This window comes from Streptomyces sp. NPDC018610 (genome assembly GCF_044391765.1).
Lineage (GTDB): Bacteria > Actinomycetota > Actinomycetes > Streptomycetales > Streptomycetaceae > Streptomyces.
This window is the reverse complement of the sequence record NZ_JBISAL010000006.1, coordinates 162238-188751: the sequence shown is the minus strand read 5'-3', so window position 1 is coordinate 188751 and position 26514 is coordinate 162238. Positions and strand designations below refer to the sequence as shown.

Genomic DNA, 26514 nt, shown 5'->3' with positions numbered 1-26514 from the left:
CGCGCGGCGTGTCGCCGCGGCGGGAGGGACGGCAGGAGGTCCCTGAGGGGCGGGGTCAGGCGGAGCGCCGACAACCCGTGCTCGTGACGCGCACGTAGTCCACGTGGCGGCGTCGGACGAGCATCGCATGCATACGCACAGGTTACTGCGGTCCGTCCGGGACCGGTGTGGCCCCGTTCACATTCCCTTCGGCCGCTTCACCGGCCGTCCGGGCGGGTGAAGCGGTTCAGCCCAGTGCCTCGTCCAGCAGGGCGGCCCACTGGGCGACGACGCGTTCGCGGCGTGCGGTGTCGTCGGTGAGGAGGTTGGCCAGGCCCAGGCCGCGGGCCATGTCCAGGAAGCCCTGGACGGTCTCGCGGACACCGGGGCGGGATTCGTCCGCGCCCAGCAGTTCCACGGCTATGCGGTGGCTCTCTCGGCCGACGCGGGCCTCCAGTTCGGTGACGCGGGGACGCAGCTGGTCCTCGTCGGAGGCGGCGACCCACAGGTGGAGGGCGGCGCGGAAGAGGGGGCCGGTGTAGAGGCCGGTCAGGGCGGTGACGACGGCCCGGCGGTCGCCGACCGCGCCCTGCGGGAAGAGGGCGCGCAGGGCGGTGGAGCGTTCTTCGGCGACGTATTCGACGGCGGCCGTGAAGAGGTCCTCGCGGGTGGGGAAGTGGTGCTGGGCGGCGCCGCGGGAGACGCCGGCGCGCTCGGCGACGACGGAGACCGTGGAGCCCGCCCAGCCGTGTTCGGCGAGGCAGGCGACGGCCGCCTGCAGGAGGCGTTGCCGGGTGGCCCGGCTGCGGTCCTGCTTGGGGCGGCGGTCGGCTGCGGTCACAGCACCCATGCGGCATCCCGTCGTTCGAGGAAGGCCGTCATCCCCTCCCTGGCCTGGTCGGAGGTGAACAGCCGGGCCGAGAGCGCGGTCAGGTCGGCCGCGTCCCGGTCGAAGGTCTCCAGCACCTTAGCCGTGAGCAGCCGTTTCGTCTCGGCCAGGCCCTGCGGCGAGGACTTGCGCAGGCCGTCCAGGACGGGCGCGAGCACGGCGTCCACGTCGTCGCCGGCGGCGGTGAGCAGGCCGACGCGTACGGCTTCGGCGGCGTCGAAGCGTTCGCCGGTGAGGTAGTGGCGGGCGAGGGCGCGCGGGTCGGTGCGGGGCAGCACGGTCAGCGAGATCACGGCGGGCGCGACGCCGATGCGCGCCTCGGTGAAGGCGAAGTCGGCCGTGGTGGCGGCGGCGGTGATGTCGCAGGCGGCGAGGAGTCCGAGGCCGCCCGCGCGGACGTGTCCGGTGACGCGGGCGACGACGGGTCGGGGCAGGGCGACGATCTGGCGCAGCAGGGCGACCAGCGCGGCGGGTTCGGGAGGGTCGCGCAGGTCGGCGCCGGCGCAGAAGGTGGTGCCGGTGTGGGTGAGGACTACGGCGCGCACGTCGCCGTCCTTCGCGCACTCGGTCAGCGCGTCGGCGAGTTCGCCGACCAGGGCGGCCGACAGCGCGTTGCGGGTGGGCGCCGAGTCGAGGCTGAGGGTCTGGACGCCCCGGGTGCGGCTGCGTCCGACGGCGCTGGTCATGAGGGCTCCCTGAGCTGTCGCCGCAGGATCTTGCCGGAGGCGGCGCGCGGCACGGTGTCGATGAAGGTGACCTTGCGGATGCGTTTGTAGGGGGCGACGCGGGCGGCGGCGTAGGCCATGACCTGCTCCTCGGTGAGGGGCGCGGCGGGCCGGCGCACGACGTGGGCGTGCGGTATCTCGTTGCCGTCGTCGTCGCGGGCGCCGACGACGGCGGCGTCGGCGATGTCGGGGTGGGTGAGGAGCAGTGCCTCCAGTTCGGCGGGGGCCACCTGGAAGCCCTTGTACTTGATGAGTTCCTTGACGCGGTCGACGACGAACAGCCAGCCGTCGCGATCGGTACGGCCGACGTCCCCGGTGTGCAGCCAGCCGTCGGCGTCGATCATGGCGGCGGTGGCGTCGGGCCGGCCGAGGTAGCCCTTCATGACCTGGGGTCCGCGGATGAGGATCTCGCCGGCCTCGCCGGCGCCGAGGTCGGTGCGGGGCTCGTCGAGGGAGACGATCCGCATCTCGGTGCCCGCGAGGAGCCTGCCGACCGTGCCGGCGGGGGCCTCGCCCAGGGCGTCGGGCGGGACGACGTGGGTGCCCGGGGACAGTTCCGTCATGCCGTACGCCTGGCCGATCGCCGGCAGTCCGAGCCGCCGGGAGCAGGCCGCCGCCAGTTCGGCGTCCAGGGGGGCCGCGGCGCTGATGACGTACTTCAGCGAGGACAGGTCGTACCGGGCGACGGCGGGGTGTCTGGCGAGGGCGAGCACGATCGGCGGGGCGACGTACAGGCCGGTGATGCGGTGGTCGTGGACGGCGGCGAGGAAGGTCTCCAGTTCGAAGCGGGGCAGGACGACGACGGCGGCGCCCTGCCGCAGGGGCGCGTTCATGAGCGCGGTGAGGCCGTAGATGTGGAAGAACGGCAGGACGGCGAGGATGCGTTCGCCGGGGCCGGTGGTGATCGCGGGTTCGAGCTGGGCGAGGTTGGTGGCGATCTGCCGGTGGGTGAGCATGACGCCCTTGGGGACGCCGGTGGTGCCCGAGGAGTACGGGAGGGCGGCGACGTCCCGCACGGGGTCGACGGCGACGGCCGGTTCGGGCGCGGTGCAGGCGAGCATGTCGAGGAGCGAGCGGTGCCCGGGCGCGCTGTCGCAGACGAGGATCTCCTCGACGCCGCCCGCGAGTTCGGCGGCCCGCCGGGCCGCCGGGAGCAGCGGCGAGACGGTGACGATCCAGCGCGCCGCCGAGTCCGTGAGCTGTTTGGCCATCTCCTCGGGGGTGGCGAGGGGGTGGACGGTGGTGACGGTGGCGCCCGCGCGGGTGGCCGCGTAGAAGGCGACGGGGAAGGCGACGGTGTTGGGGCTGTGCAGGGCGAGGACGTCGCCCTTGCGCACGCCGGCCTCGGCGAGCGCGGCGGCGACGCGCCGGTGGAACCGGTCCACCTGTGCGTAGGTGAGGGTGGTGCCGTCCGTGCCGTCGATGAGGGCGGGCGCGTCGCCGAACTCGGCGGCGTGTCCCAGGACGGCGTCGTGGATGGGCAGTTCTACGGCCGGGACGTCTGCGTACGCGCTGCGGAACACGGTTCCTCCTCGCCCCGCCGGCCGGCGGGTGGGTTCCAGGCGGTGCGGGTCAGTACGACTTGGGCAGGCCCAGGCTCTGGTGGGAGACGTAGTTGAGGATCATCTCCCGGCTCACCGGCGCGATACGGGCCACGCGCGCGGCCGTGATCAGGGAGGCGAGGCCGTACTCGCGGGTGAGGCCGTTGCCGCCGAGGGTGTGCACGGCCTGGTCGACGGCGTTCACACAGGCTTCCCCGGCGGCGTACTTGGCCATGTTGGCGGCCTCGCCGGCGCCGATGTCGTCGCCCGCGTCGTAGAGGTGGGCGGCCTTCCGCATCATCAGGCGGGCGAGTTCGAGGTCGATGTGGGCGCGGGCCAGGGGGTGGGCGATGGCCTGGTGGGAGCCGATGGGGGCCTTCCACACGGTGCGTTCGCGGGCGTACTCGACGGCGCGGCCGAGCGCGTAGCGGCCCATGCCGATCGCGAAGGCGGCGGTCATGACGCGCTCGGGGTTGAGGCCGGCGAACAGTTGCAGCAGTCCGGCGTCCTCGTCGCCGACGAGCGCGTCGGCGGGCAGCCGGACGTCGTCCAGCACCAGTTCGAACTGCTTCTCGGCGGCGTTGAGTTCCATGTCGATGGGGTTGCGCCGGAAGCCCTCGGCGTCCGGCGGGACGATGAACAGGCAGGGCTTGAGGCGGCCGGTGCGGGCGTCCTCGGTGCGGCCGACGATCAGGACGGCGTCGGCGATGTCGACGCCGGAGATGAACACCTTGCGGCCGGTCAGCAGCCAGTCGTCGCCGTCGCGGCGGGCGGTGGTGGTGATGCGGTGGGAGTTGGAGCCGGCGTCGGGTTCGGTGATGCCGAAGGCCATGGTGCGGGTGCCGTCGGCGATGCCGGGCAGCCAGGCGCGCTTCTGTTCCTCGGTGCCGAAACGGGCGATGACGGTGCCGCAGATGGCCGGCGAGACCACCAGCATGAGGAGGGGACTCCCTGCGGCGCCCAACTCCTCGAGGACTATGGAGAGCTCGGTGACACCGCCACCTCCTCCGCCGTACGCCTCCGGCAGGTTGACGCCGAGGTAGCCCAGCTTGCCCGCCTCCGCCCAGAGTTCGGCGGGGTGGCGTCCCTCGGCGACGGTGCGGGTGATGTAGTCGCGGCCGTAGCGCTTGCCGAGTGCGGCTACCGCCGCGCGGAGGTCTTTCTGTTCTTCCGATTCGATGACGGGGGTCATGTGTGGTCTCCCGGGTGCGGCATCGGTTGCGGCTGGTCGCGCTCACGCGGCGGAGCCGCATACGGACTGGGTCCCGCGCCCCTCGAGGGGCTGCACCGCCGTCGCGGTGTGCGTGCGGGATGTCTTCGGTTGCTCGCGCTCACGCGGCGGAGCGCATGTCGGCTGGGTCCCGCGCCCCTTACGGGGCGTCTTCCGCCACCACGGCCAGCAAGGCGCCGACCTCCACCTGCCGGCCCGGCATGGCGTGCAGGGTCGTCAAGGTGCCTGTGGTGGGGGCTGTGATCCTGTGCTCCATCTTCATCGCCTCCAGCCACAGCAAGGGCTGGCCGGCCTGGACCGGGGAGCCCTCGGTGAGGCCCTCGGCGACGCGGACGACCGTGCCCGGCATGGGGGCCAGCAGGGAGCCGGGGGCGCGCTGGGCGGCCGGGTCGGGGAAACGGGGCAGGGCGGTGAGAACGGTGCCGCCCACGTACACCTGGTCGCCGTGGCGGGCGACCTCGAACCGGCGGCGGACGCCGTCCACTTCGAGGACGACGAGGCGCGCGTCCGCGTGCACGACGCGTACGTCGCCGGTGTCGGCGTCGGCGGCGGCGGCGAGGTCGGCGGCGAGCCCGTCACGGGTGTGCCGGTAGCGGGCCTCGTGCTCCTCGCCCGCCACCAGGTACCGCTTGACCTGCGGCTGCGAGGGCACGTTGCGCCAGCCGCCGAACCGGGAGCGGCCGTGGGCGTCGGCGAGCGCGGCGGCCAGCGGCGCGTACGGGTCGGCGGCCGGCTCGGTCAGTCCGTCGAGGTGGCGGTCGTAGAAGCCGGTGTCCATGCGGGCGGTGGCGAACTCCGGGTGCCGCAGGGAGCGCACCAGCAGCTCGCGGTTGGTGACCGGGCCGTGGACGGCCGCCCGCTCCAGGGCGCCGGCGAGTTTGCGCAGGGCCTGGGCGCGCGTGGGGGCGTGGGCGACGGCCTTGGCGAGCATCGGGTCGTAGTGGACGCCGATCGTGTCACCGTCCCCGTAGCCGGTGTCCAGGCGGACGTCCCCGGGGACGGCGAGACGGTGCAGGACGCCGGTCTGCGGGGCCCAGTCGCGGGCGGGGTCCTCGGCGTACAGGCGGGCCTCGATCGCGTGCCCGCGCGCGGGGGGCGGCGCGCTCGGGAGACCGTGGCCCTCGGCGATGTGGATCTGGAGGGCGACGAGGTCGACGCCGAACACCGCCTCGGTGACCGGGTGTTCCACCTGGAGTCGGGTGTTCATCTCCAGGAAGTGCGCCCGGCCGTCGGCGACCAGGAACTCCACGGTGCCGGCGCCGACGTAGTCGACGGCGCGGGCGGCGCGCACGGCCAGCTCGTACAGCTCCTCGGTGAGCGGTTCGGGCAGTCCGGGCGCCGGGGCCTCCTCGATCACCTTCTGGTGGCGGCGCTGGAGGGAGCAGTCGCGGGTGCCGAGCGGCCACACGGTGCCGTGCCTGTCGGCGAGGATCTGCACCTCCACGTGGCGTCCGCCCTCGACGTAGGGCTCGGTGAACACCTCGCCGTCGCCGAAGGCGCCGGCCGCCTCAGCGCGCGCGGCGGCCAGTTCGGCGTCCAGGTCCTCGATACGCCGTACGACACGCATCCCGCGTCCGCCGCCGCCCGCCGCCGCCTTCACGAGCACCGGCAGGTCGGCCTCGGTGACCTCCTTCAGGGGCTCGATGCCCATGAGCTGCTTGGCGCGGGTCTTGGAGGCCATCGCCTCGATGGCGCCGGGCGACGGCCCGATCCACGCCAGGCCCGCCTCCAGCACCGCCCGGGCGAAGCCGGCGTTCTCGGACAGGAAGCCGTAGCCGGGGTGCACGGCGTCCGCGCCGGCCGCGAGCGCCGCCTTCACGATCAGGTCGCCGCGCAGATACGTCTCGGCGGGCGTGGCCCCCGGCAGGCGTACGGCGGCGTCGGCCTCGCGCACGTGCAGGGCGCCCGCGTCGGCGTCGGAGTGCACGGCGACCGTGCCGATGCCGAGCTCCCGGCAGGTGCGGAAGACACGGCAGGCGATCTCGCCGCGGTTGGCGACCAGGACCGTCGTGATCACGGGGTCCGTCGGCGTCACGGGGTCCGTCGGCGTCACGGGGTCCGTCGGCGTCACTGGGTCCGTCGGCGTCACTGGGTCCGTCGGCGTCACTGGGTCCGTCGGCGTCATGGGGTTCGTCCTCACTGGTCTCGCTCCCTCACATCCGGAAGACGCCGAAGCCGCCGCGCGCGCCCTCGTAGGGGGCGGTGTGGATCGCGGACAGGCACAGGCCGAGGACGGTGCGCGTGTCGCGCGGGTCGATGACGCCGTCGTCGTACAGCCGGCCGGACAGGAACATCGGCAGGGACTCGGATTCGATCTGCTGCTCGACCATCGCGCGCAGCGCCGCGTCCGCCTCGTCGTCGTAGGGGTGCCCCTTGGCCGCGGCCGACTGCCGGGCGACGATCGACAGCACGCCGGCGAGCTGCTGGGGGCCCATGACGGCGGACTTGGCGCTGGGCCAGGCGAACAGGAAGCGCGGGTCGTAGGCGCGGCCGCACATGCCGTAGTGCCCGGCGCCGTAGGAGGCGCCCATGAGGACGGACAGGTGCGGGACGCGCGAGTTGGAGACCGCGTTGATCATCATGGCGCCGTGCTTGATGATGCCGCCCTGCTCGTACTCGCGGCCGACCATGTAGCCGGTGGTGTTGTGCAGGAACAGCAGCGGGATGTCGCGCTGGTCGGCGAGCTGGATGAACTGCGCGGCCTTCTGCGACTCGGCGCTGAACAGGACGCCCTGCGCGTTGGCGAGGATGCCGACGGGATAGCCGTGCAGGGCCGCCCAGCCGGTCACCAGGCTCGTCCCGTACAGCGGCTTGAACTCGTCGAAGTCGGAGCCGTCCACGATCCGGGCGATGACCTCGCGCGGGTCGAAGGGGACCTTCAGATCGCCGGGAACGATGCCGAGAAGCTCCTCGTCGTCGTATTCGGGCGGTTCGGCGAAGGGGGGATCGGGATGGGCCTTGCGGTGGTTGAGGCGGGCGACGACGCGGCGCGCCTGGCGCAGCGCGTCGCGCTCGTCGACGGCGAAGTGGTCGGCGAGGCCGGACACGCGCGCGTGCATCTCGGCGCCGCCGAGGGACTCGTCGTCGCTCTCCTCGCCGGTGGCCATCTTCACCAGCGGCGGCCCGCCGAGGAACACCTTGGCGCGTTCCTTGACCATGATCACGTGGTCGGACATGCCGGGGACGTAGGCGCCGCCGGCGGTGGAGTTGCCGAAGACGACGGCGACGGTAGGGATGCCGGCCGCGGACAGCCTGGTGAGGTCACGGAAGATGGCGCCCCCGGGGATGAAGATCTCCTTCTGCGAGGGCAGGTCGGCGCCGCCGGACTCGACCAGGCTGACGCAGGGCAGCCGGTTGGCGAGCGCGATGTCGTTGGCGCGCAGCGCCTTCTTCAGGCTCCACGGGTTGCTGGCCCCGCCGCGCACGGTCGGGTCGTTGGCGGTGATCACGCACTCGACGCCCTCGACCACCCCGATGCCGGTGACCAGCGAGGCCCCGACGGCGTACTCGCTGCCCCAGGCGGCCAGCGGCGACAGCTCCAGGAACGGCGTGTCGGGGTCGAGGAGCAGCTCGATGCGCTCACGGGCGAGGAGCTTGCCGCGCCCCCGGTGCCGTTCGACGTACTTGGGGCCGCCGCCCGCGAGGGCCTTGGCGTGCTCGGCCTCCAGGTCGGCGAGCTTGGCGAGCATGGTCTCGCGGGCCGCCCGGTAGTCGGCGGAGCCGGTGTCCAGGGCGGTGGGAAGGACCGTCACAGCAGGGCCTCCGGTATGTCCACGTGGCGGGAGCGCAGCCATTCCCCGAGGGCCTTGGCCTGCGGATCGAAGCGGTGCTGGGCGGCGACGCCCTCGCCGAGGATCCCCTCGACGACGAAGTTCAGGGCGCGCAGGTTCGGCAGCGCGTGGCGGGTGACGGGCAGCGGCCGGCTCTCCGGGACCAGCTCCCGGAAGCGGTCGACGGTCAGCTCGTGGGCCAGCCACCGCCAGGCCTCCTCCGACCGCGCCCACACGCCGATGTTGGCGTCGCCGCCCTTGTCCCCGCTGCGGGCCCCGGCGACCAGTCCGAGGGGCACCCGGCGGGCGGGCCCGGCCGGAAGGGGCTCGGGCAGCGGCGGCTCGGGCACGTCCTCCAGCGGACACGTGTCCTCGGCGGGCGGTACGGCGACACGGCGGCCGTCGGGCAGGACGGCGAGGTGATCGACGGTGTCCCGGGGGACGTACGCGGCCTCGAAGACGCCGTAGGGCGCGCCCTTGCCGGGCGGTGCGAGCACGTGGAAGCCGGGGTATCCGGCGAGCGCCAGCTCGATGGCGGCCCCGCTGAAGGCGCGGCCCACGGCCTTCGGGTCCTGGTCCCTGACGACCAGCCGGAGCAGCGCGCTCGCGCCCTCCTCGGTGTCGGCGTCGGGCCGGTCGGTGCGCACGAGGTCCCAGCGGACCTCGCCGGGCGGTGACTTCGCGGACCCGAGCGCGTCGCCCATCTGCCGGCGCACCAGCTCGGCCTTGTGCTCGACGTCGAGTCCGGTGAGGACGAAGGTGACCTCGTTGCGGAAGCCGCCGAGGCGGTTGAGCCCGACCTTCAGGGTGGGCGGCGGGGCCTCCCCGCGCACCCCCTCGATCCGGACCCGGTCGGGCCCCTCCTGGCTCAGCCGCACGGAGTCCAGCCGCGCGGTGACGTCGGGCCCGGCGTAGCGCGCGCCGCCCGTCTCGTACAGGAGTTGCGCGGTGACGGTGCCGACGTCGACGACGCCACCGGTGCCGGGGTGCTTGGTGACGACGCAGCCGCCGTCCTCGTGGATCTCGGCGAGCGGGAAGCCGGGGCGGTGCAGCCGGTCGAGGCCGTACTCGGTGAAGAAGGCGTAGTTGCCGCCGGTGGCCTGGGCGCCGCACTCCAGCACGTGCCCGGCGACGACGGCGCCGGCGAGCCGGTCGTGGTCGTCCGGCCGCCAGCCGAAGCGGGCGGCGGCGGGCCCGGTGACCAGGGCCGCGTCGGTGACCCGCCCGGTCACGACGACGTCCGCGCCGGCCCGCAGGCACTCGGCGATGCCGAAGCCGCCGAGGTAGGCGTGGGCGGCGAGGGCGCCGGGGAAGGCGGCGGTGCGGTCGTCGCCCTCGACGTGGGCGACGCGTACGGGTATGCCGAGCCGCGCGGCCAGTTCGCGCACCCGTTCCGCGAGTCCGGCGGGGTTGAGCCCGCCCGCGTTGGTGACGATCCGCACCCCGCGCTCGTGGGCGAGGCCGAGGCACTCCTCCAGCTGGCGCAGGAAGGTGCGGGCGTATCCGGCGGCGGGGTCCTTGAGCCGGTCCCGGCCCAGGATGAGCATGGTCAGTTCGGCGAGGTAGTCGCCGGTGAGGACGTCGAGTTCGCCGCCGGTGAGCATCTCGCGCAGGGCGTCGAAGCGGTCGCCGTAGAAGCCGGAGGCGTTGCCTATGCGCAGCACCCCGGTCACCGGGCTCCTCCCCCGGGAGCGCCCTCGGTCGCCGTCCTGGGCGCGCGGCCGGCCCCGGGCGCTCCGGCGAAGGCCTGGGCGACGTCCAGCCAGCGGTCGGCGTCGGGCCCCTCCGCGCGCACGGCGAGGTCGGTGCGATGGGCCCGCTGGGTGACCAGGAGACAGAAGTCGAGGGCCGGCCCGGTGACACGCTGCGCGGCGTCCTCGGGCCCGTACGCCCACAGCGCCCCGGACGGCGCGACGACCTCCACCCGGAACTCCTCGCCGGGCACGGGCAGCCCCCGCACCCCGAACGCGAAGTCCCGCGTCCGCACACCGATGCGCACCACGTGCCGGAGACGGTCGGTGGGCGGGCGCGCCACGCCGAGGGCGTCCGCCACGTCCTGTCCGTGGGCCCAGGTCTCCATCAGCCGGCCGGTCGCCACGGAGGCGGCCGACATGGACGGCCCGTACCAGGGGAAGCGCGCTCCGGGCGCGGCCGCCCGCAGCGCGGCGTCCAGAGCGGCCCGCCCCTCCCGCCACCGCGCGAGCAGTTCGCCGGGCGGCAGTGCGGCGCCCTCCTCCGCGCCCCGGTCCACGAAGGAGTCGGGCGCGGCGAGCGCCTCCCGCGCCCGGGCGTGGAAGAGGTCGGGGTCGGTGACGGCGAGGAGCGCGGAGCGATCGGTCCAGGCGAGGTGGGCGATCTGGTGCGCCACGCTCCAGCCGGGCGCGGGCGTGGACAGCTCCCACCGCTCGTCCCCCGCCCCGGCCACCAGCCGGTCGAGGTCCTCGCTCTCGTCACGCAGATCGTCGAACACGGGCGTCGGATCGGCCATGGACGGGAGCATGGCAGCGCCCACAGAAACAATCAAGCATGCTTGCATGAATTTCTGCGGCGAAGAATCAGGGGCTGGGATCCACGGGTTCGCGGGACCTGGCTCCTGGCCCCCGGACTTCGAGTCCTGACCTGCGAGGCCTGGGCCCGGGGGCGCGGGCTGGGGACCCTGGCGCCCGCGGCCGCCTCACAGACGGCCGCCTCACAGACGGCGGCTGCGGGCCGGCCCGGGCCGCGTCGGCCCAGCCGAGCAGGGCCGGACCAGCCGGGCAGGCCGGGCAGGGGCCGGACCAGCCGGGCAGGGCCGGGCAGGGGCCGGACCAGCCGGGCAGGGCCGAGCAGGGCCGGACCAGCCGAGCAGGGCCGGGCAGGGGCCGGACCAGCCGGGCAGGGCCGGGCAGGGGCCGGACCAGCCGGGCAGGCCGGAACATGCCGGGACGGACCAGGCCCGGCCGGGCAGGGCCGGGCCATGTTGGGGCGGACCAGGCCCGGCCGGGCCGTCACACTTCCGGTGTGGCCTTCGGCAGGGCTTCCGACACGGCCCCCGGCGCGGCCTCCGGCGCCCGCTTCCGCTCCCGTCCCACCTGCGTCCGCACCGCCCCGATGCTCGCCGCGATGACCAGGGCGATGGCGATGCCCTCGGCCGCGGAGAGGGACTGGTGCAGGACGAGGAAACCTGCCGTGGCCGCGAAGGCCGGTTCCAGGCTCATCAGGATCGCGAAGGTGGGGGCCGGCAGGCGGCGCAGGGCGAGAAGTTCGAGGGTGTAGGGCAGGACTGAGGACAGCAGCGCGACCGCCGCGCCCAGCCCGAACGTCGTCGGGTCGGCGAGTCTGGACCCCGACTCGGCGATCCCGAGCGGCAGGAACAGCACCGCGCCGACCGCCATCGCCAGGGCCAGCCCGTCGGCCTGCGGGAAGCGCCGGCCCGTGCGGGCGCTGAAGACGATGTACGCCGCCCACATCGCGCCCGCGCCCACCGCGAAGGCGGCGCCGGCCGGATCGAGGCCGTCGAGGCCCCCGCCGCCCAGCAGGAAGACGCCGCCCAGGGCGAGGCCCGCCCACAGGGCGTTGACGGCCCGACGGGTGGCCAGGACGGACAGGGCGAGCGGGCCGAGGACTTCGAGGGTGACGGCGGGACCGAGCGGGATGCGGTCGACGGCCTGGTAGAAGAGGCCGTTCATGGCGGCCATGGCGATGCCGAAGGCGACGACCGTGCCCCAGTCGGCGCGCGAGTGGCCGCGCAGCCGGGGCCGGCAGACCAGCAGCAGCACGATCGCGGCCACCAGCAGCCGCAGGCTGACCACGCCGAGCGCGCCCGCGCGCGGCATCAGCGTCACGGCCAGTGCGCCACCGAACTGCACGGAGACGCATCCGGCGAGCACCAGCCCCACCGGCCCGAGCGAGCCCAGACGACCGGGTCCGGGGCTCGCTCCCGCCCCCGCCCGCACGGAGGACGCCGAGTCCCCCGGGGCCGCCGAGGCTCCCGTGGACACCGGAGAGGCCCCCGGGGGTGCCGAGGACGCCGAAGTCGCGGCGGCGGGGGACGGAAGGGCGGGGCCGGGGGTGCTCGGGGTGCTCACGGGGCGGTCCTGGGGCTGGGGGCTGCGAGGGATGCGGTGCCGGGCTCGGGTTTGTACAGCTGGATGTACTACTGAGTCCAGGGTAGTAGACCCATGTCAGGAGTGTGAACCATTTACGACGCTGTCCCCTCCCCGGAGGGGGCCTTTCCCTGCGCTCCTCCGCTCCCTCCCTCCAGTACCTCACCCGCCGCTCCCGAAGCCCCCTCCTCCAGCGCCTCCGCCAGCACCTCGGCCAGGTGCCGCCCCCGCGCTCCCGCCAACTGCTCCAGCTGCGTGCGGCAGGAGTAGCCGTCCGCGAGGAGGACCGTGTCCTTCCCGGCCCGCCGTACCGACGGCAGCAGCTGTTCCTCCGCGCACGCCGTGGACACCTTCCAGTGGCCCTTCTCGAAGCCGAAGTTGCCCGCCAGGCCGCAGCAGCCGCCGGAGAGCTCGCCGGTCAGGCCCGCCGCCGCGCGCAGCCGCCGGTCGGCCGAGTCGCCGAGCACGGCGTGCTGGTGGCAGTGGGTCTGGCCGGCGACCGGGCGGTCCAGGCGGGGCGGTCTCCAGCCGGGCGCGTGCCGCTCCAGCGTCTCGGCGAAGGTCAGCACGCGGTCGGCCAGGGTCCGGGCGCGCGGGTCGTCGGGCAGCAGTTCGGGCAGGTCGGTGCGCAGGGCGGCGGCGCAGCTCGGTTCCAGGACGACGACCGGGGCGGTGGTCTCCAGCACCGGTTCCATCAGGTCCAGGGTGCGGCGCAGCACCGCGCGGGCGCGGTCGAGCTGGCCCGTGGAGACGTAGGTCAGCCCGCAGCACACCCGGCCCCGGCCGCGCAGCAGGGCGACCGGGTCGAGCACCGCCGATCTGCCGCCGCCCACGGGCGGGTGCTCCAGCCGCAGGGTGGGCGGCAGGGCCACGCGCAGTCCGGCCGCCTCCAGCACCCGTACGGCCGCGCGGCCCACGGCGGGCGAGAGGTGCTCGGTGAAGGTGTCCGGCCACAGGACGACCAGCTCGCCGCCGCCCTCGCGGGCCGGGAGCGGCCGGCTGCGCCACCATCGGGTGAACGGCTGTGCCGCCAGTCGCGGTATCCCCCGTTCGGGTGCGAGTCCGGCCAGGTGTTTCGCGGCGGCGGCCAGGGGGCGTACGGCGGTGAGCGCGTTGACGACCGGCGCCGCGCGGACGCGGGCCGCCCAGCGCAGCCACACCGGGAGCCGGCCGAGCGCGTAGTGGGCGGCGGGGCGGCGGCGGCCGGCGTAGTGGTGGTGCAGGAACTCCGCCTTGTAGGTGGCCATGTCCACGCCGACGGGGCAGTCGGACCGGCATGCCTTGCAGGACAGGCACAGGTCGAGGGCGTCACGGACCTCGGTGGACCGCCACCCGTCCGTGATCAGTTCGCCCGCGAGCATCTCGTGCAGCAGGCGGGCGCGTCCGCGCGTGGAGTGCGCCTCCTCGCCGGTGGCCCGGAAGGACGGGCACATCACCGACGCGCCCGGCGCCTCGGTCGTGCGGCACTTGGCGACGCCGACGCAGCGGCGCACCGCCGCGGTGAAGTCGCCGCCGTCGGACGGGTAGCCGAAGGCGACGGGCACCGGTTCGCGGGGCAGCACGGCGAAGCGCAGGCCGGCGTCCAGGGGCGCGGGACGGACCAGCATCCCCGGGTTGAGCAGGTCGTCCGGGTCCCAGACCGCTTTGACCCGCTCGAACAGGGCCACCATGTCCGCGCCGTACATCCGCCCCAGCAGCTCGCCCCTGGCCTGGCCGTCGCCGTGCTCGCCGGACAGCGAACCGCCGTGCGCCACCACCAGGTCGGCCAGCTCCTGCGAGAAGCGCCGGAACCGGCCGACGCCCGCCTCGGTCAGCAGGTCGAAGTCGACGCGGACGTGGACGCAGCCGTCGCCGAAGTGCCCGTAGGGGGTGCCGCGCAGCCCGTGGGCGGCCAGCAGCGCCCGGAACTCCCGCAGGTAGGCGCCGAGCCGGGCGGGCGGCACCGCGCAGTCCTCCCAGCCGGGCCAGGCCTCCGTGCCGTCCGGCATCCGGGTGGCCGTGCCGCTGGCGTCCTCGCGGATCCGCCACAGGGCGCGCTGCTCCCGCGGGTCGGTGACGACGAGCGTGTCGACGGCGTCGGCGGCGCGGGTGATCGCCCGGGCGCGGGCGTGCGCCTCCTCCTGCGTGTCGCCGCCGGTCTCCACGAACAGCCAGGCTCCGCCGCGCGGGAGGCCGGTCGTGGCCGGCACCAGGTCCGCCGCCATGCCCTCCACGGTCAGCGGCCCGTACGGCAGCAGCCCGGCGGCGGCCTCGGCGGCCCCGCTCTCGTCGGCGTACCCGAGCACGGCGAGCGCCCGTGCGCGGGGCGCCGCCACCAGCGACACCACCGCCTCGGTCAGCGCGCCGAGGGTGCCCTCCGAGCCGCAGAAGGACCGCGCCACGTCCGCGCCCTTCTCGGGCAGCAGGGCGTCCAGCGCGTACCCGGAGATGCGGCGGGGCAGTTCGGGGAAGCCGGTCCGCAGCCGGGCCCGCTCCGCCTCGGCCAGTTCGCGCAGGCCGTCCGGCGCTCCGGACCAGTCCCGGCCGAGTCTGAGCCGCCGTCCGCGCGCGGTGAGCACCGACAGCTCGCGCACGCTGTCCGCGGTCGTGCCCCAGGCCACCGAGTGGGAGCCGCAGGAGTTGTTGCCGATCATGCCGCCGAGCGTGCACCGGCCGTGCGTGGAGGGATCGGGGCCGAAGCGCAGCCCGTGCGGGGCGGCGGCCTCCTGGAGCCGGTCGAGGACGACGCCCGGCTGGACGACGGCGGTCCGCTCGCCGGCGTCGAGCCGGAGCACCCGGTTCATGTGCCGGGTGAAGTCGAGGACGACGCCCGTCCCGGTGGCCTGCCCGGCGATCGACGTCCCGCCGCCCCGGGCCACGACCGGCACCCCGTGCTCCCGGCACACCTCCAGCACCGCCGCCACGTCGTCGGCGTCCCGCGGCGCGACCACCCCCAGCGGGACGCGCCGGTAGTTGGACGCGTCCATGGTGGTCAGCGCCCGGGAGGTGACGTCGAAGCCGACCTCGCCCCGCACGGCGCCCCGCAGCCGCGCCTCCAGGCCGTCGAGCTCCGGAAGGCGCGGTGGGCGCGGGGGATCCGGAAGAGGCGAAGGCCCCGGGGGATCCGAGAAATCCGTCATGCGTCCAGAATGCATCCGATCACGCACGGTCACCGGAAGTTGTCCACAGCCACGGTCTTTTCGTCGTACGACCTCACAAGTTCACGACCCGGCGATCTCGTCTCATCGGACGGACACGGTTCCGTCCCTTTTCGCCCAGGGACTACCCTCCGACTCGTGGCCGACATCCAGATTCCCGCTGACATCAAGCCCGCCGACGGACGTTTCGGCGCGGGCCCCTCCAAGGTGCGCACCGAGGCGCTGGACGCCCTCGCCGCCACCGGCACGTCCCTCCTGGGCACCTCCCACCGCCAGGCTCCGGTCAAGAACCTGGTCGGCAAGGTGCGCGAGGGCATCAGCGAGCTGTTCCAGCTCCCCGACGGCTACGAGGTGATCCTCGGCAACGGCGGGTCCACCGCCTTCTGGGACATCGCGACCCACGGCCTGATCGAGAGCAAGTCGCAGCACCTCACCTTCGGCGAGTTCAGCTCGAAGTTCGCCAAGGCCGCGAAGCTCGCGCCCTGGCTGGCCGAGCCCACCCTCGTCTCCTCCGACCCCGGCACGCACCCGGAGCCGAAGGCCGAGGCGGGCGTCGACGTGTACGCGTACACGCACAACGAGACCTCCACCGGCGTGGCCATGCCCATCAAGCGGGTCGAGGGCGCCGACGAGGCCGCGCTGGTGCTGGTGGACGCCACCTCGGGCGCCGGCGGTCTCCCGGTCGACGTCGCCGAGACCGACGTCTACTACTTCGCCCCGCAGAAGTCCTTCGCCTCCGACGGCGGCCTGTGGATCGGCGTGTTCTCCCCGGCCGCGATCGAGCGCGCCGAGCGGATCCACGCCTCGGGCCGCCACATCCCGGAGTTCTTCAGCCTGCCCACGGCGATCGACAACTCCCGCAAGAACCAGACGTACAACACCCCGGCGCTGTCGACCCTGTTCCTGCTGAACCAGCAGCTGGAGTGGATCAACGGCCAGGGCGGCCTGGACTGGGCGGTCCGCCGCACCGCCACCTCCGCGCGCACGCTGTACGGCTGGGCGGAGGACGTGAAGTTCGCGACGCCGTTCGTCACCGACCCGGCCAAGCGCTCCCAGGTCATCGGCACGATCGACTTCTCCGACGACATCGACGCCGCCGCCGTCGCCAAGGTGCTGCGCGCCAACGGCATCGTCGACACCGAGCCGTACCGCAAGCTCGGCCGCAACCAGCTGCGCGTCGCGATGTTCCCGGCCATCGACCCGGCGGACGTCGAGGCCCTGACGAAGTGCGTCGACTACGTCATCGAGAAGCTCTAGCAACCGAAAGGCCTCACCCCACGGTGAAGCTGTAGCAGCCGAAAGGCCACGGCCCACGGCAACACGCAGGAGGGCGCCCGGCGGATGATCCGCCGGGCGCCCTCCTGCGCGTTCCGGAGCCTCCGTGCCCGCTCCGCCGACCGCGCCGACGGCCTCCGGCCACGCGAAGACCCTCCTCCCACGGCGCAGAGCCACCCTCCCCGCGGTGCCCTCCGTCCGCGACGGAGCCGACCTTCCCCGCGATGCCCTCCGTCCGCGACGGAGCCGACCTTCCCCGCGGTGCCCTTCGTCCCCTTAGGAGACCCTTCGCCCGTGCGAAGGCCCTTCGTCCGCGTAGGGGGCGTTCGTTCTTACGGAGGCCTTTCGTTCATGTGGGGATCCGGTGGAACATTCGCCGGACCAACCAGACATGAGACGTCAACTCGGCTCGCCTCATTGCTATTTACGCGTTACCTCACTGATAAGATCAACATACTTTCAGTAGGCTGACGCAGCGTCATGCATGCGTCACGGGGGACAGTCCTGAGGAGGCCCCACCGCGAAGGAGCAGCCGTTGGCCCGCGCGTGCGCCCGCAGCGCTCCATGAGACCTGCGCATGCGGTCACCGCCGTACGGCCTGCTCATCTCCGCGATGCGACTCGAAAGATTCCCATGACGTCTTTGATGAAAGATCCCCTGTTGTGGATCTTGCTAGGAGTGCTGGTCACCGCGGTCCTCGCGGTGATGCGCGCTCGGAGAACCAACATGGCGCTCCGGAGGCAGGGCGCCGACCTGCGCACCGACAGGGACCGGCTCGACGCGGAGCGCCTCAGGCTGCACGCCGAGTACGAGACCCTGCGCGCCGAACACGAACGCGCCCTGGCGGAGGTCCGCGACGTCGCCGAGTCGGAGACGAAGGACGTCCTGCGGGCGTGGATGCGGACCCTCCAGGTCCTCGCCGACGAACAGCAGCGTTCCATCAGCGACCTGGCCCGGCTGAAGTACGGCAACGACCCCAAGATCCTCGCCGACTTCATGACGATCGACCACACCAACTCGCAGTTCGGCCGGCGCGCCCAGGGCATCGCGGCCCTGTGCGGCGGTTGGCTCGGCCGCCGCGAGGCCGCCGCCTCCGTCTACGACGTGGCCCGCAGCGCCCAGGGCCGCATCCGGCACTTCGACCGGGTGCAGGTCCACAGCCAGGTGAACGTGGCGGTCGCCAGCACCGCCGTGGAGCCGGTGGCGGTCGTCCTGGCCGAACTCCTCGACAACGCCACCAACTACAGCGCTCCCGGCACCCCCGTCGAGATCAACATCCAGTCGGTGCCCACCGGCGTCTGCCTGATCATCGACGACGCCGGTCTCGGCATCAGTCAGGAGGAGAAGGACCGGGCCGCCGCGCTGCTGAACGCACAGGGCCCCATCTCCATCACCAGCCTCGGCAGCCCTCCCCGGGTCGGCTTCGCCGTCGCCGGCGTGCTCGCCGCCCGGTACGGCTTCAAGGTCTCCGTCGATTCCGTCTCGCCGTACGGAGGCGTCCGCGCGGTCATCCTCCTTCCGGAGAGTCTCTTGACCCAGGAAGTCCCCGCGCCGGCCGAGCCCGCGCCGGTCACCGTCGCCGGGGCGCCGAAGCCCCTCGTGGACACCGCCCCGGGCCCCGCGCCGGTGGCGATCGTCGGGAAGACGGCCGGCGGACTGCCCAAGCGCCGTCGCGCGGTCGCGGTGGTGCCGCAGCCGGAACCCTCGGCGCCGGACGAACCGGAGCCGGAGCAGAGCAGTGAGGTGACCGCGTCGCGCCTGGGGGCGTTCGCGCGCGGGACGCTTCTGGGGCGGGACACGTCCATCACGGAAGGATCACAAGAGCAGTGAAGCCCGATCTGTCCTGGGTGCTGAACGACGTGCTGACCGTACGCGGCGCCCGCCACGCGATTCTCGTCTCCGCCGACGGCCTGCTCATGGAGCGCTCCAGCGAGATCGGCCGCGACGAGGCCGAGACCAACGCGGCCGCCATGAGCTCGATGCAGTCGCTCAGCCGAGCCGTCGCCGGTTTCGTCTCCGGCGGCACGGGGGTCTGGAAGCAGACCTTGATGGAGTACGACGGCGGCTGGATCTTCCTGATCGCGGCCGGCAGCGGAGCGTACCTGGCGGTCTCGGCCGCTCTGGACGTCGACATGGAGCTCATGTCGATCCGCATGCAGCAGCAGGTGACGGCGCTGGGGAAGGCCCTGAGCGCACAGCCGCGCCAGAGCGCCGGTGCCGAGGCATGACCGCGCCCGGCGAGGATGCTCTGGTCTCCAGCGAACTCGTCCGCTCCTACGTCATCACCGGCGGCCGGAGCCTGCCCGCCGCCGACGACCTCTCGCTGCACACCCTGGTCACCCTGGCGCCCGACCGCCAGATGCCGCTGAAGGCCGGGCCGGAGGTGCGCGCCATCTGGGAGCTGTGCTCGGGCGGCTATCTGGCCGTGGTGGAAGTCGCCGCCCACCTGGGCCTGCCGGTGGGCGTCGCCCGTCTCCTGCTGACCGATTTAGCGGAACAGGGGCATCTGCTGCGCCGCGCCGCGCCGCCGCGTGCCAAGCCTCAAGAGAGAGCCGTCATCGAGAAGGTGTTGCATGGACTACTCAAAGCCCTCTAGGCCTGAGCCTCGCTACGTCTCGGACGCGGTGACGATCGCCGCGAAGATCCTCGTGGTGGGACACTTCGCCGTGGGCAAGACCACGTTCATCGGCTCGCTCTCCGAGATCGCCCCGCTGCGCACCGAGGAGCGGATGACCCAGGCGTCCGCCCACGTGGACGACCTGCGGGGCGCGCCGGACAAGGTGACGACCACGGTCGCCCTCGACTTCGGACGGCTCACCCTCAGCGACGACGTCGTGCTGTACCTCTTCGGCACGCCCGGCCAGCAGCGCTTCATCCAGCTGTGGGAGGACATGGCGCGCGGCGCGCTCGGCGCGCTGATCCTCGTGGACCCCGTACGGCTGGCCGAGTCGTTCCCGGTGATCGAACTGGTCGAGAAGTACGGCCTGGAGTACTCCATCGCCGTCAACTCCTTCACGCCCGACGACCGGTACGAGGAGTCCGAGATCCGCGAGGCGCTCGACCTCCTCCCCGACACGCCCGTCTCGTACTGCGACGCCCGCAGCCGCGAGTCGTCGGGCCAGGCGCTGATCACCCTGGTGCGGCACCTCCTGGCCCGTACGGCCTGATCCGCCCGGGCGCCCCCCGCTACTGCCGCCCGGGCCGTGAGGACGCCGGGCGGACGAAGGATCCGAACATCATGGAATTTCAGCAACCGGCCGGCACCCCGGGCATACCGCCCGGCTGCCCCATGCACGGCCAGGACTTCGCCGCCGACCCGCACGGCGCCTACGACACGATGCGCGTCGCCGGTCCGGCGGCCCCGGTGGAACTCGCCCCCGGGGTGGACGCCACGCTCGTCGTCGGCTACCAGGCGGCGCGCAGCGTCCTGCAGAACACGACGGACTTCAGCCGGGACCCGCGCCGCTGGAAGGCCCTCAACGAGGGCCGCATCGCGCTGGACAGCCCGGTGCTGCCGATGATGGCGTACCGCCCCAACTGCCTCTTCACCGACGGCGCGGTGCACCTGCGGCTGCGCAAGGCCGTCACGGACAGCCTCGACCGTCTCGACATCGGCCGGATCCGCCGCGACGTTGAGCCCATCGCGGCCTTCCTCATCGACCGGTTCAGCGAGCGCGGGCGCGCCGACCTGCTGAACGACTACGCGAAGCTGCTGCCGCTCCTGCTGTTCAACCGGCTCTTCGGCTGCCCGGCCGGCATCGGCGACCGGCTGACCAGCTCGATGTCGGCGATCTTCGACGGCCGGGACGCGCTGAAGGCCAACGAGGAGCTGACCGCCTGCCTGATGGAGCTGATCGCGCTCAAGCGGCGCGAGCCCGGCGACGACGTCACCTCCTGGCTCATCCGGCACCCCGTCGGGCTGACCGACGAGGAGCTCAAGGACCAGCTCGTCATGCTGATGGGCGCAGGCGTCGAGCCCGAGCGCAACCTGATCGGCAACGCCCTGCTCCTGCTGCTGTCCCACGGCTCCTCGGACCGGGGCGCGGGCATGCTGATCGAGGAGGCCCTCGACCACGTCCTGTGGAACAACCCGCCCATCGCCAACTACGCCACGCACTACCCGCTGCACGACGTCGACCTCGGCGGCGTGTACGTCGAGGCCGGCACCCCGCTGATGATCAGTTTCGGCGGCGCCAACAACGACCCCTCGCTGCGCACGGCCCGGCAGTCCCTCAGCAAGGGCGCCCATCTGGCCTGGGGCGCCGGTCCGCACGCCTGCCCCGCGAAGTCGCCGGCGACGGTGATCGCCCTGACGGCCGTCGAGGCGATCCTCAACGCGCTGCCCGACCTGGCGCTCGACTGCCCGCAGGAGGAGCTCCAGTGGCGGCCGGGCCCCTTCCACCGCGCCCTGGCGGCCCTGCCGGTCCGCTTCACGCCGACGCCCGGCACCCGGGTGGCCGCGCTGCACACCGCGGCGCCGGCCGTGCCGGCCGCCGGCGCCGCCGCCCCGCCCCGCGTGCCGGTGACACCCGTGGCGTCCCCTCAGGAGGACCGGTCGAGGAAGAAGGGATTTTGGAGCACGTTTCTCGACATCTTCCGCGTCTAGTGGGGCGCATGTGACAGGAGCAACAGCCGTCGACGCATGACCAGGGGGAGGGGAAGGGTAGCTTCCGCCCGGTGATCGGTAACGCCGGGCCCGGACAGAGGAGCACGCCGTGACGACAGTGGATGACATATCCGGCAGAACGGATCGTCGAGCAGTCATCTCAGTCGTCCGCCGCCTGCGTTCGCCCGAAGGGCAGGCGAACCCCCTCCCCCTCTGGAAGGAACTGCGCGCCATGGGCGACGTCGTCCCCGCCCCCTGGGGCGGGTACTTCGTCACCGGTTTCGATACGTGCAGCCAGGTCCTGCGCGGCCGGGACTGGCTCGCGCCGGACATCGCCTGGCAGGAACGCCAGAGCGACCCGGGACGGTGGCACGCCACCGCCATCCGGGAGATGAGCCACACGCTCGCGCGGCTCAACGCCCCGGAACACACCTGCCGGCGGCGCGCCCTCGGCAACCTCTTCGACCGCGCGACCCTCCAGGACATGCGGCCGGACGTCGAGGACCATGTCCGCGGGCTCCTCGACGCCCTGGCCGAGCGGCTGCGCGCCGACGGCGAGGCCGACCTCGTCCCCACCGTCAGCGAGCGGCTGCCCGTGCGGACCGTGGGGCATTGGCTCGGTATCCCCGCCGAACACCACGCGCACATCCTGGACTTCACCCACCGCCAGGTCCACGCGCAGGAACTGCTGCCCACCAAGAGCGAGTTGGCGGTCTCCGCCGCCGCGACCGCGGAGATGCGCGCCTACTTCACCGATCTGATACGGCGGCGGCGCGCCCGCCCCGGCGACGACGTCGTCTCCCGCTGGATCCGCCACTGGGACGCCCAGTACCCCGGCGACCGGGCCGCCGCGGACCGCGCCCTCTACCACCTGGTCATGTTCATCACCATCGCGTCGCTGGAGACCACCGCGACGCTCCTGTCCACCATGGTCTGGCTGCTGCTGCGGGACCCGGGACGATGGAGCTGGCTGCGCGGCCACCCCGAGCACGTCGACAACGCCATCGACGAGGCCCTGCGCTACGACCCGCCCATCCACCTCAACACACGTGTCGCCGCCGACCACACCGTCCTGGCCGGCGTGCCCGTCGCCAAGGACACGATGGTCCACGTCCTGTACGGCGCCGCCAACCACGACCCCCGCCGCAACGAGGACCCCCACACCTTCGACGTCCAGCGCAAGGGAAGTCACCTCACCTTCGGCGGCGGCGCCCACTACTGCCTCGGCGCGGCCCTCGCGCGCCTGGAGGCCCGCACGCTCCTCACCCACCTGCTGAAACGATTCCCTGACCTCGCGCTCGCGAGCGGCCCCGCCTACGCGCCCCGCATGGTGTTCCGCCGTATGACCTCCCTGAAAGTGACGACATGACCGCCCCGCCCGCCGCCCACACCGTCCGGACCCACAAGACCCTGCGGACCGACCGGCAGGGCCCGGTGCTGTCCATCGAGCTGAACACTCCCGACGAGGGCAACGCGGTCACCGGCACCATGCTCGACGAGCTCCTCGCCGTCCTCGACGCGCAGGACGGCGACGTCAGGGTCGTCGTCCTCTCCGGCGCCGGCGACGACTTCTGCCTGGGCGGCGACCGATCCGAGTTCGCCGAACAGCTCGCGCACGACCCCACCGGCGGCGGCATCCGCGCCTCCGGCGCCAAGGCCCGCCGCGTCTGCGAGGCCCTCTCCGCCAACCCGGCCGTCACCATCGCCCGCGTCCAGGGCAAGGCCATAGGCGCCGGCCTCGCCCTGGCCCTCGCCTGCGACCTGCGGGTCGGCGCCGACACGGCCACCTTCCGCCTCCCCGAACTGGCCCTCGGCCTTCCCACCGCCTGGGGAGGCCTCCTTCCCCGTCTCCTCAACGAGGTCGGCGCCGCCCGGGTCCGCGAACTCGTCCTGACCTGCCGCTCCTTCGACGCCGAGGAGGCAAGGCAGCTCTCGATCCTCCAGAGCGTCGTCCCCGAAGGAGACCTCGACGCCGCGGTCAGGGCCTGGGCCGCCCCCGTCGTCCGCCGCTCCCCCACCGCCCTGCGCATCACCAAGCACCTGTTCAACGCCTACACGAGCGCCACCCGCCTGGCCGACATCACCGCCCTCGACGCCGAGTTGATGGCCTCCACCCTCGCCGCCCACGAATACACGACAGGCAAGGCGGCCCGCCGCACGGGGCATCTGTTCTAGGGCGTGTCGCTTCGAGCCGGAGGTTCGCGTCGATCGGCTCGCCGCCCGGCACCGCGCCGCGGTCGGCGCGACGGCGGCGACGGGCGGCCCAGGACGACGGGATGTCCCTCGGCCCGTGGGGGCGGGGCGGGCGGCCGGTGGGCCGGGCCCGCCCCTGGTCGTGCGGGCCGGTTGTCAGGACGCCGTGCAGGTCACCGTCGGGGCGGTGCCGGCGCCCGGGGATCCGCCGAAGCCGAAGCTCGTCGAACCGCCGGGGGCGATCGCGCCGTTGTGAGCGGCGTTCACCGCTGTGACGGTCGAGCCGGTCTGGGTGGACGTGGCGTTCCAGATGTTGGTGATCTTCTGGGAGCCGCTCCAGGTCCAGCTCACCTTCCAGGACTTGATCGCGGTGGTGCCCGAATTGGTCACCTTCACCTGGGCGTTGAAGCCGCTGCCCCAGTCGTCGCTGACGGTGTACGCGGCGGTGCAGGCGGGGGTGCTGCCGCCGCCGGTGCCGCCCCCGGTGCCGCCGCCGTCTCCGCCGCCACCGCCGGTGCCACCGCCGCCCGCCGGGAAGCCGGGCGCCTTGACGCTCGCCAGGTAGCCGTCCTTGACGGTGTCCACGGTCTGCCAGTCGTCCTTCAGGATGCCCCCGGTGTCACCCGAGTCCGGGTTCCACGACCAGAAGGTCCACTGGAAGCTGTCCGCGCCGTACGTCGACGTGGGGCGCAGGTAACTCACCAGCGCCGCCAGCCACTTCTGGTCGACGGTCGACTGGAGGGTCGTGCCGAACTCGCCGACCCACACCGGCGCGATGTTCTGCTTGAAGATGTAGCCCCAGTACTTGTCCCACACGCCCGGCATGTTGGCCGGGAAGGCCGGGTCGGTGAACCAGCTCTGCTGGGACACGCTGGTGGCGTAGTCGTGGGCGGAGTACACGACCCGGTTCGCGACGTCGAGGCGTACGGGGTACTGGCCGACGCCCATCAGGTTGCCGCCCCACCATCCGGAGACGCCGCCGACCGTCTGCACGCCCTCGACGAAGATCAGCAGGTCGGGGTTGGCGGCGAGCACCGCGTTGCCGGCCCGCTCGGCGGCCAGCCGCCAGTCGGTCGCCTGGTCCCCGCAGCCCCAGCAGGCGGGGTCGTGCGGCTCGTTGTGCAGGTCGATGCCGATCACGGCGTCCTGGCCCTTGTAACGGGTGGCCAGCGCCTTGAGGTCGGTGATCCACGTCGACTCGGGGACGGCCGAGGTGTACCACAGGGCCGACTGGCCGCCGGAGTCCGGGCGGTGACGGTCCAGGATGACCTTCAGCCCGTCCTGGCCGGCGTACGCCACGATCTTGTCCATGACCTGCAGCGGGGTCAGCCCCTGCAGGTCGCTGTTCATGTTGTTGAAGTTGATGCTGTCGGCCGTGGTGCCGGCCTTGAAGATGTCGTCGCTGTAGGGCAGCCGGATGGTGTTGTAGCCCAGCGACTTCATCTGGTCGATCATGCTCTTGTAGTCGCGGGACCACAGCCCGTGGACCACGTGGTTGCCGGTCTCGAAGCCGAACCAGTTGACGCCGGCGATGCGGACCGGGTTCCCGGCCGCGTCCAGGATCTGCCGGCCGCTGGTGTGCCAGTAGCCGGCGCCCGCGGCCGCCGCCGCGGCGGTGTCCTTCACGGTCGCGTCGCCGGCCGCGTGCGCGGTCGCCGCCGCGCCGAGGCCCGCGCCCAGGGGTATCAGGAGCGCCGCGGCGGCAGTGCACAGCGCTCTTCGCATGCTGCGGAACATGTCGCTGCTTCCTCTCGGAGGCGCGGGCCGGAACAAATGGGAGCGCTCCCATTCCCGCCCCTCCATGGAAGCCATGGTCACCACCGCCCGTCAAGAGCAAGGACATGACAAGAATCCCCATGACCTCAACCGCGTCAGCGGCATCAGCGGCACCCACCACATCGGCGCTCACCCCCGCCGCGTGAACCGCCGCAGCCCGAAGAGGGCGGCCACCGCCAGCACCGCCACGACCGCGCCCGTCCTCACCGTGCCGCCGAAGCCGCCGCCACCCGATCCGGACGAGGACGAACTCGCGCTGCCGGAGGGAGACTTCGAGCCCCCGCCACCCCCGCCCGGCGCGTCCTTCGCCTGTACGGGGCTGTCCGCGCCCTCGCTGCCGTACAGCAGCTCGGTGCCGTCGGCGGTGTAGGTGACCGACTCGCCCTGGCCCTGGAGGGGCACGTCGAGGCGGCCGGCGCGCTTGATCCGGCCGCCGTTCCAGTCGTAGTAGATGCCGCCGAAGTAGCCGCGCACGGCGAGGTGTGAGCCGTCGGGCGAGAAGGCGGCGTCGGTGGCCCACAGGTCGACGGGGGCGATCGGCTTGAAGACGTTCGTGCCCGAGGAGGACAGGTGGGCGGGGCCCTCGAAGAGGTGGCCGCCGTCCTCGTTCTTGTCGACGATGTAGACGCGCCCGGTCTTCGGGTGTACGGCCAGCGACTCGGCGTTGCGGGCCCCGTCGGAGTACTTCACCACGTACTGGGTGGCCCGGATCGTCTGGTCCTCGAGGACCTTGGGCTCGGGCAACCGGTAGATCCACACGTAGGGCCAGGTGCCGCCGAGGTTGTCGCCGATGTCGCCGACGTATATCTGGTTGCCGGGGCCGATGGAGATGGCCTCGACGTCGCGGGGCTTGCCGACGCCGCTGAGGGTGACGGTGGCGACGGTCTTGCCGGTCCTGCCGTCCACGGCGTAGATGTACGGGCCGTCGTCGCTGTCGTTGTGCGTCCAGTAGACGCCGGGGTGCAGGTGCGAGGCGGCGAGGCCGCTGGACTCCTTGATCCTCGGGTCCTTGATCGTGAACCCGCCGTCCCCGTCGGCGGCGGACGCGGGCACGGGCGCGGCGAACACACCCACGAGGAGAGCCCCGGCGAGCAGGGCGAACGATCGGCGCATGCCCCAAGCCTGCCATCCCGCACAGCGGTTCGGCCGGGGCGGCGGCCCGTCGGCACCAGGACGGGGGCGGGGGTGGCGGTACGGAGCGCCCGGGACGACGGCGGGGGTGACGGTACGGAGGGGCCGGGACGACGGCGGGGTGGCAGGCCTCACACCGGTCCGGCGGCCGTGCCGCCGCCACGATCACCGATGAT

Annotated in this window: 20 protein-coding genes; 8 read left to right on the top strand and 12 right to left on the bottom strand. The window is 73.2% G+C overall.

Annotation, left to right across the window (positions count from 1 at the left end; all coding sequences use genetic code 11):
• Window positions 1–226: 226 nt before the first annotated feature.
• The 10 genes from ACH5A8_RS17335 to ACH5A8_RS17290 form a co-directional block, all read right to left on the bottom strand.
• Window positions 227–829, bottom strand: a complete 603-nt coding sequence (locus tag ACH5A8_RS17335) for a TetR/AcrR family transcriptional regulator (protein ID WP_399002745.1) — start codon at window positions 827–829, stop codon at window positions 227–229.
• Complete coding sequence (locus ACH5A8_RS17330) at window positions 817–1554, bottom strand: enoyl-CoA hydratase family protein (protein ID WP_399002743.1); 738 nt, start codon at window positions 1552–1554, stop codon at window positions 817–819. Before ACH5A8_RS17330 ends, ACH5A8_RS17335 begins: the two co-directional genes overlap by 13 nt.
• Complete coding sequence (locus tag ACH5A8_RS17325) at window positions 1551–3116, bottom strand: 4-coumarate--CoA ligase family protein (RefSeq protein WP_399002741.1); 1566 nt, start codon at window positions 3114–3116, stop codon at window positions 1551–1553. The genes ACH5A8_RS17330 and ACH5A8_RS17325 overlap by 4 nt, the downstream gene beginning before the upstream one ends.
• A gap of 49 nt (window positions 3117–3165) precedes the next feature.
• Window positions 3166–4326 (bottom strand): acyl-CoA dehydrogenase family protein, encoded by a 1161-nt coding sequence (locus tag ACH5A8_RS17320; RefSeq protein ID WP_399002739.1) that lies wholly within the window; start codon window positions 4324–4326, stop codon window positions 3166–3168.
• 178 nt (window positions 4327–4504) lie between these two features.
• The gene (locus ACH5A8_RS17315) at window positions 4505–6382 is read right to left on the bottom strand and encodes an acetyl/propionyl/methylcrotonyl-CoA carboxylase subunit alpha (RefSeq protein WP_399002737.1); all 1878 of its coding nucleotides are present in this window, start codon (window positions 6380–6382) and stop codon (window positions 4505–4507) included.
• A 136-nt stretch (window positions 6383–6518) separates the two neighbouring features.
• Window positions 6519–8117, bottom strand: a complete 1599-nt coding sequence (locus tag ACH5A8_RS17310; protein WP_399002735.1) for an acyl-CoA carboxylase subunit beta — start codon at window positions 8115–8117, stop codon at window positions 6519–6521.
• Window positions 8114–9808 (bottom strand): acyclic terpene utilization AtuA family protein, encoded by a 1695-nt coding sequence (locus ACH5A8_RS17305; protein ID WP_399002733.1) that lies wholly within the window; start codon window positions 9806–9808, stop codon window positions 8114–8116. The genes ACH5A8_RS17310 and ACH5A8_RS17305 overlap by 4 nt, the downstream gene beginning before the upstream one ends.
• A complete protein-coding gene (locus tag ACH5A8_RS17300) occupies window positions 9805–10623 on the bottom strand; it encodes a TIGR03084 family metal-binding protein (RefSeq protein ID WP_399002731.1) in 819 nt (272 codons plus the stop codon). The genes ACH5A8_RS17305 and ACH5A8_RS17300 overlap by 4 nt, the downstream gene beginning before the upstream one ends.
• A 499-nt stretch (window positions 10624–11122) precedes the next feature.
• A complete protein-coding gene (locus ACH5A8_RS17295) occupies window positions 11123–12115 on the bottom strand; it encodes an EamA family transporter (RefSeq protein WP_399002729.1) in 993 nt (330 codons plus the stop codon).
• Between the two features lie 200 nt (window positions 12116–12315).
• Entirely contained in the window at window positions 12316–15339 is a 3024-nt protein-coding gene (locus tag ACH5A8_RS17290; RefSeq protein WP_399002727.1) for an FAD-binding and (Fe-S)-binding domain-containing protein, read from the bottom strand.
• A 156-nt stretch (window positions 15340–15495) separates the two neighbouring features.
• Between ACH5A8_RS17290 and serC the strand changes: the two genes are divergently transcribed.
• The 8 genes from serC to ACH5A8_RS17250 all read left to right on the top strand — a co-directional run bounded on the left by serC (window position 15496) and on the right by ACH5A8_RS17250 (window position 23413).
• Window positions 15496–16614: a phosphoserine transaminase gene (serC, locus tag ACH5A8_RS17285; RefSeq protein ID WP_399002725.1), complete on the top strand. Its 1119-nt coding sequence runs from the start codon at window positions 15496–15498 to the stop codon at window positions 16612–16614.
• 651 nt (window positions 16615–17265) lie between these two features.
• Window positions 17266–18462 (top strand): ATP-binding protein, encoded by a 1197-nt coding sequence (locus ACH5A8_RS17280; RefSeq protein WP_399002723.1) that lies wholly within the window; start codon window positions 17266–17268, stop codon window positions 18460–18462.
• Window positions 18459–18860 (top strand): roadblock/LC7 domain-containing protein, encoded by a 402-nt coding sequence (locus ACH5A8_RS17275; RefSeq protein WP_399002721.1) that lies wholly within the window; start codon window positions 18459–18461, stop codon window positions 18858–18860. The genes ACH5A8_RS17280 and ACH5A8_RS17275 overlap by 4 nt, the downstream gene beginning before the upstream one ends.
• A complete protein-coding gene (locus tag ACH5A8_RS17270) occupies window positions 18857–19228 on the top strand; it encodes a DUF742 domain-containing protein (protein WP_399002719.1) in 372 nt (123 codons plus the stop codon). Before ACH5A8_RS17275 ends, ACH5A8_RS17270 begins: the two co-directional genes overlap by 4 nt.
• The gene (locus ACH5A8_RS17265) at window positions 19206–19799 is read left to right on the top strand and encodes a GTP-binding protein (RefSeq protein ID WP_399002717.1); all 594 of its coding nucleotides are present in this window, start codon (window positions 19206–19208) and stop codon (window positions 19797–19799) included. The genes ACH5A8_RS17270 and ACH5A8_RS17265 overlap by 23 nt, the downstream gene beginning before the upstream one ends.
• Window positions 19800–19870: 71 nt before the next feature.
• The gene (locus tag ACH5A8_RS17260; protein ID WP_399002715.1) at window positions 19871–21238 is read left to right on the top strand and encodes a cytochrome P450; all 1368 of its coding nucleotides are present in this window, start codon (window positions 19871–19873) and stop codon (window positions 21236–21238) included.
• A gap of 232 nt (window positions 21239–21470) precedes the next feature.
• Window positions 21471–22607 (top strand): cytochrome P450, encoded by a 1137-nt coding sequence (locus tag ACH5A8_RS17255; RefSeq protein WP_399002713.1) that lies wholly within the window; start codon window positions 21471–21473, stop codon window positions 22605–22607.
• Complete coding sequence (locus ACH5A8_RS17250; RefSeq protein ID WP_399002711.1) at window positions 22604–23413, top strand: enoyl-CoA hydratase/isomerase family protein; 810 nt, start codon at window positions 22604–22606, stop codon at window positions 23411–23413. Before ACH5A8_RS17255 ends, ACH5A8_RS17250 begins: the two co-directional genes overlap by 4 nt.
• Window positions 23414–23587: 174 nt before the next feature.
• Here the strand turns inward: ACH5A8_RS17250 and ACH5A8_RS17245 are convergent, their stop codons facing one another.
• A complete protein-coding gene (locus ACH5A8_RS17245) occupies window positions 23588–25168 on the bottom strand; it encodes a cellulase family glycosylhydrolase (RefSeq protein ID WP_399002709.1) in 1581 nt (526 codons plus the stop codon).
• 168 nt (window positions 25169–25336) lie between these two features.
• Window positions 25337–26320 (bottom strand): WD40 repeat domain-containing protein, encoded by a 984-nt coding sequence (locus ACH5A8_RS17240; RefSeq protein WP_399002707.1) that lies wholly within the window; start codon window positions 26318–26320, stop codon window positions 25337–25339.
• Window positions 26321–26514: the final 194 nt, after the last annotated feature.

Bases quoted from the DNA above. Each gene is read 5' to 3' on its own strand.
- ACH5A8_RS17265 (WP_399002717.1), top strand. From the start codon at position 19,206: ATGGACTACTCAAAGCCCTCTAGGCCTGAGCCTCGCTACGTCTCGGAC.
- ACH5A8_RS17260 (WP_399002715.1), top strand. From the start codon at position 19,871: ATGGAATTTCAGCAACCGGCCGGCACCCCGGGCATACCGCCCGGCTGC.
- ACH5A8_RS17335 (WP_399002745.1), bottom strand. From the start codon at position 829: ATGGGTGCTGTGACCGCAGCCGACCGCCGCCCCAAGCAGGACCGCAGC.
- ACH5A8_RS17250 (WP_399002711.1), top strand. From the start codon at position 22,604: ATGACCGCCCCGCCCGCCGCCCACACCGTCCGGACCCACAAGACCCTG.
- ACH5A8_RS17270 (WP_399002719.1), top strand. From the start codon at position 18,857: ATGACCGCGCCCGGCGAGGATGCTCTGGTCTCCAGCGAACTCGTCCGC.
- ACH5A8_RS17240 (WP_399002707.1), bottom strand. From the start codon at position 26,320: ATGCGCCGATCGTTCGCCCTGCTCGCCGGGGCTCTCCTCGTGGGTGTG.
- ACH5A8_RS17330 (WP_399002743.1), bottom strand. From the start codon at position 1,554: ATGACCAGCGCCGTCGGACGCAGCCGCACCCGGGGCGTCCAGACCCTC.
- ACH5A8_RS17320 (WP_399002739.1), bottom strand. From the start codon at position 4,326: ATGACCCCCGTCATCGAATCGGAAGAACAGAAAGACCTCCGCGCGGCG.
- ACH5A8_RS17280 (WP_399002723.1), top strand. From the start codon at position 17,266: ATGACGTCTTTGATGAAAGATCCCCTGTTGTGGATCTTGCTAGGAGTG.
- ACH5A8_RS17300 (WP_399002731.1), bottom strand. From the start codon at position 10,623: ATGGCCGATCCGACGCCCGTGTTCGACGATCTGCGTGACGAGAGCGAG.
- ACH5A8_RS17245 (WP_399002709.1), bottom strand. From the start codon at position 25,168: ATGTTCCGCAGCATGCGAAGAGCGCTGTGCACTGCCGCCGCGGCGCTC.
- ACH5A8_RS17290 (WP_399002727.1), bottom strand. From the start codon at position 15,339: ATGACGGATTTCTCGGATCCCCCGGGGCCTTCGCCTCTTCCGGATCCC.
- ACH5A8_RS17255 (WP_399002713.1), top strand. From the start codon at position 21,471: ATGGGCGACGTCGTCCCCGCCCCCTGGGGCGGGTACTTCGTCACCGGT.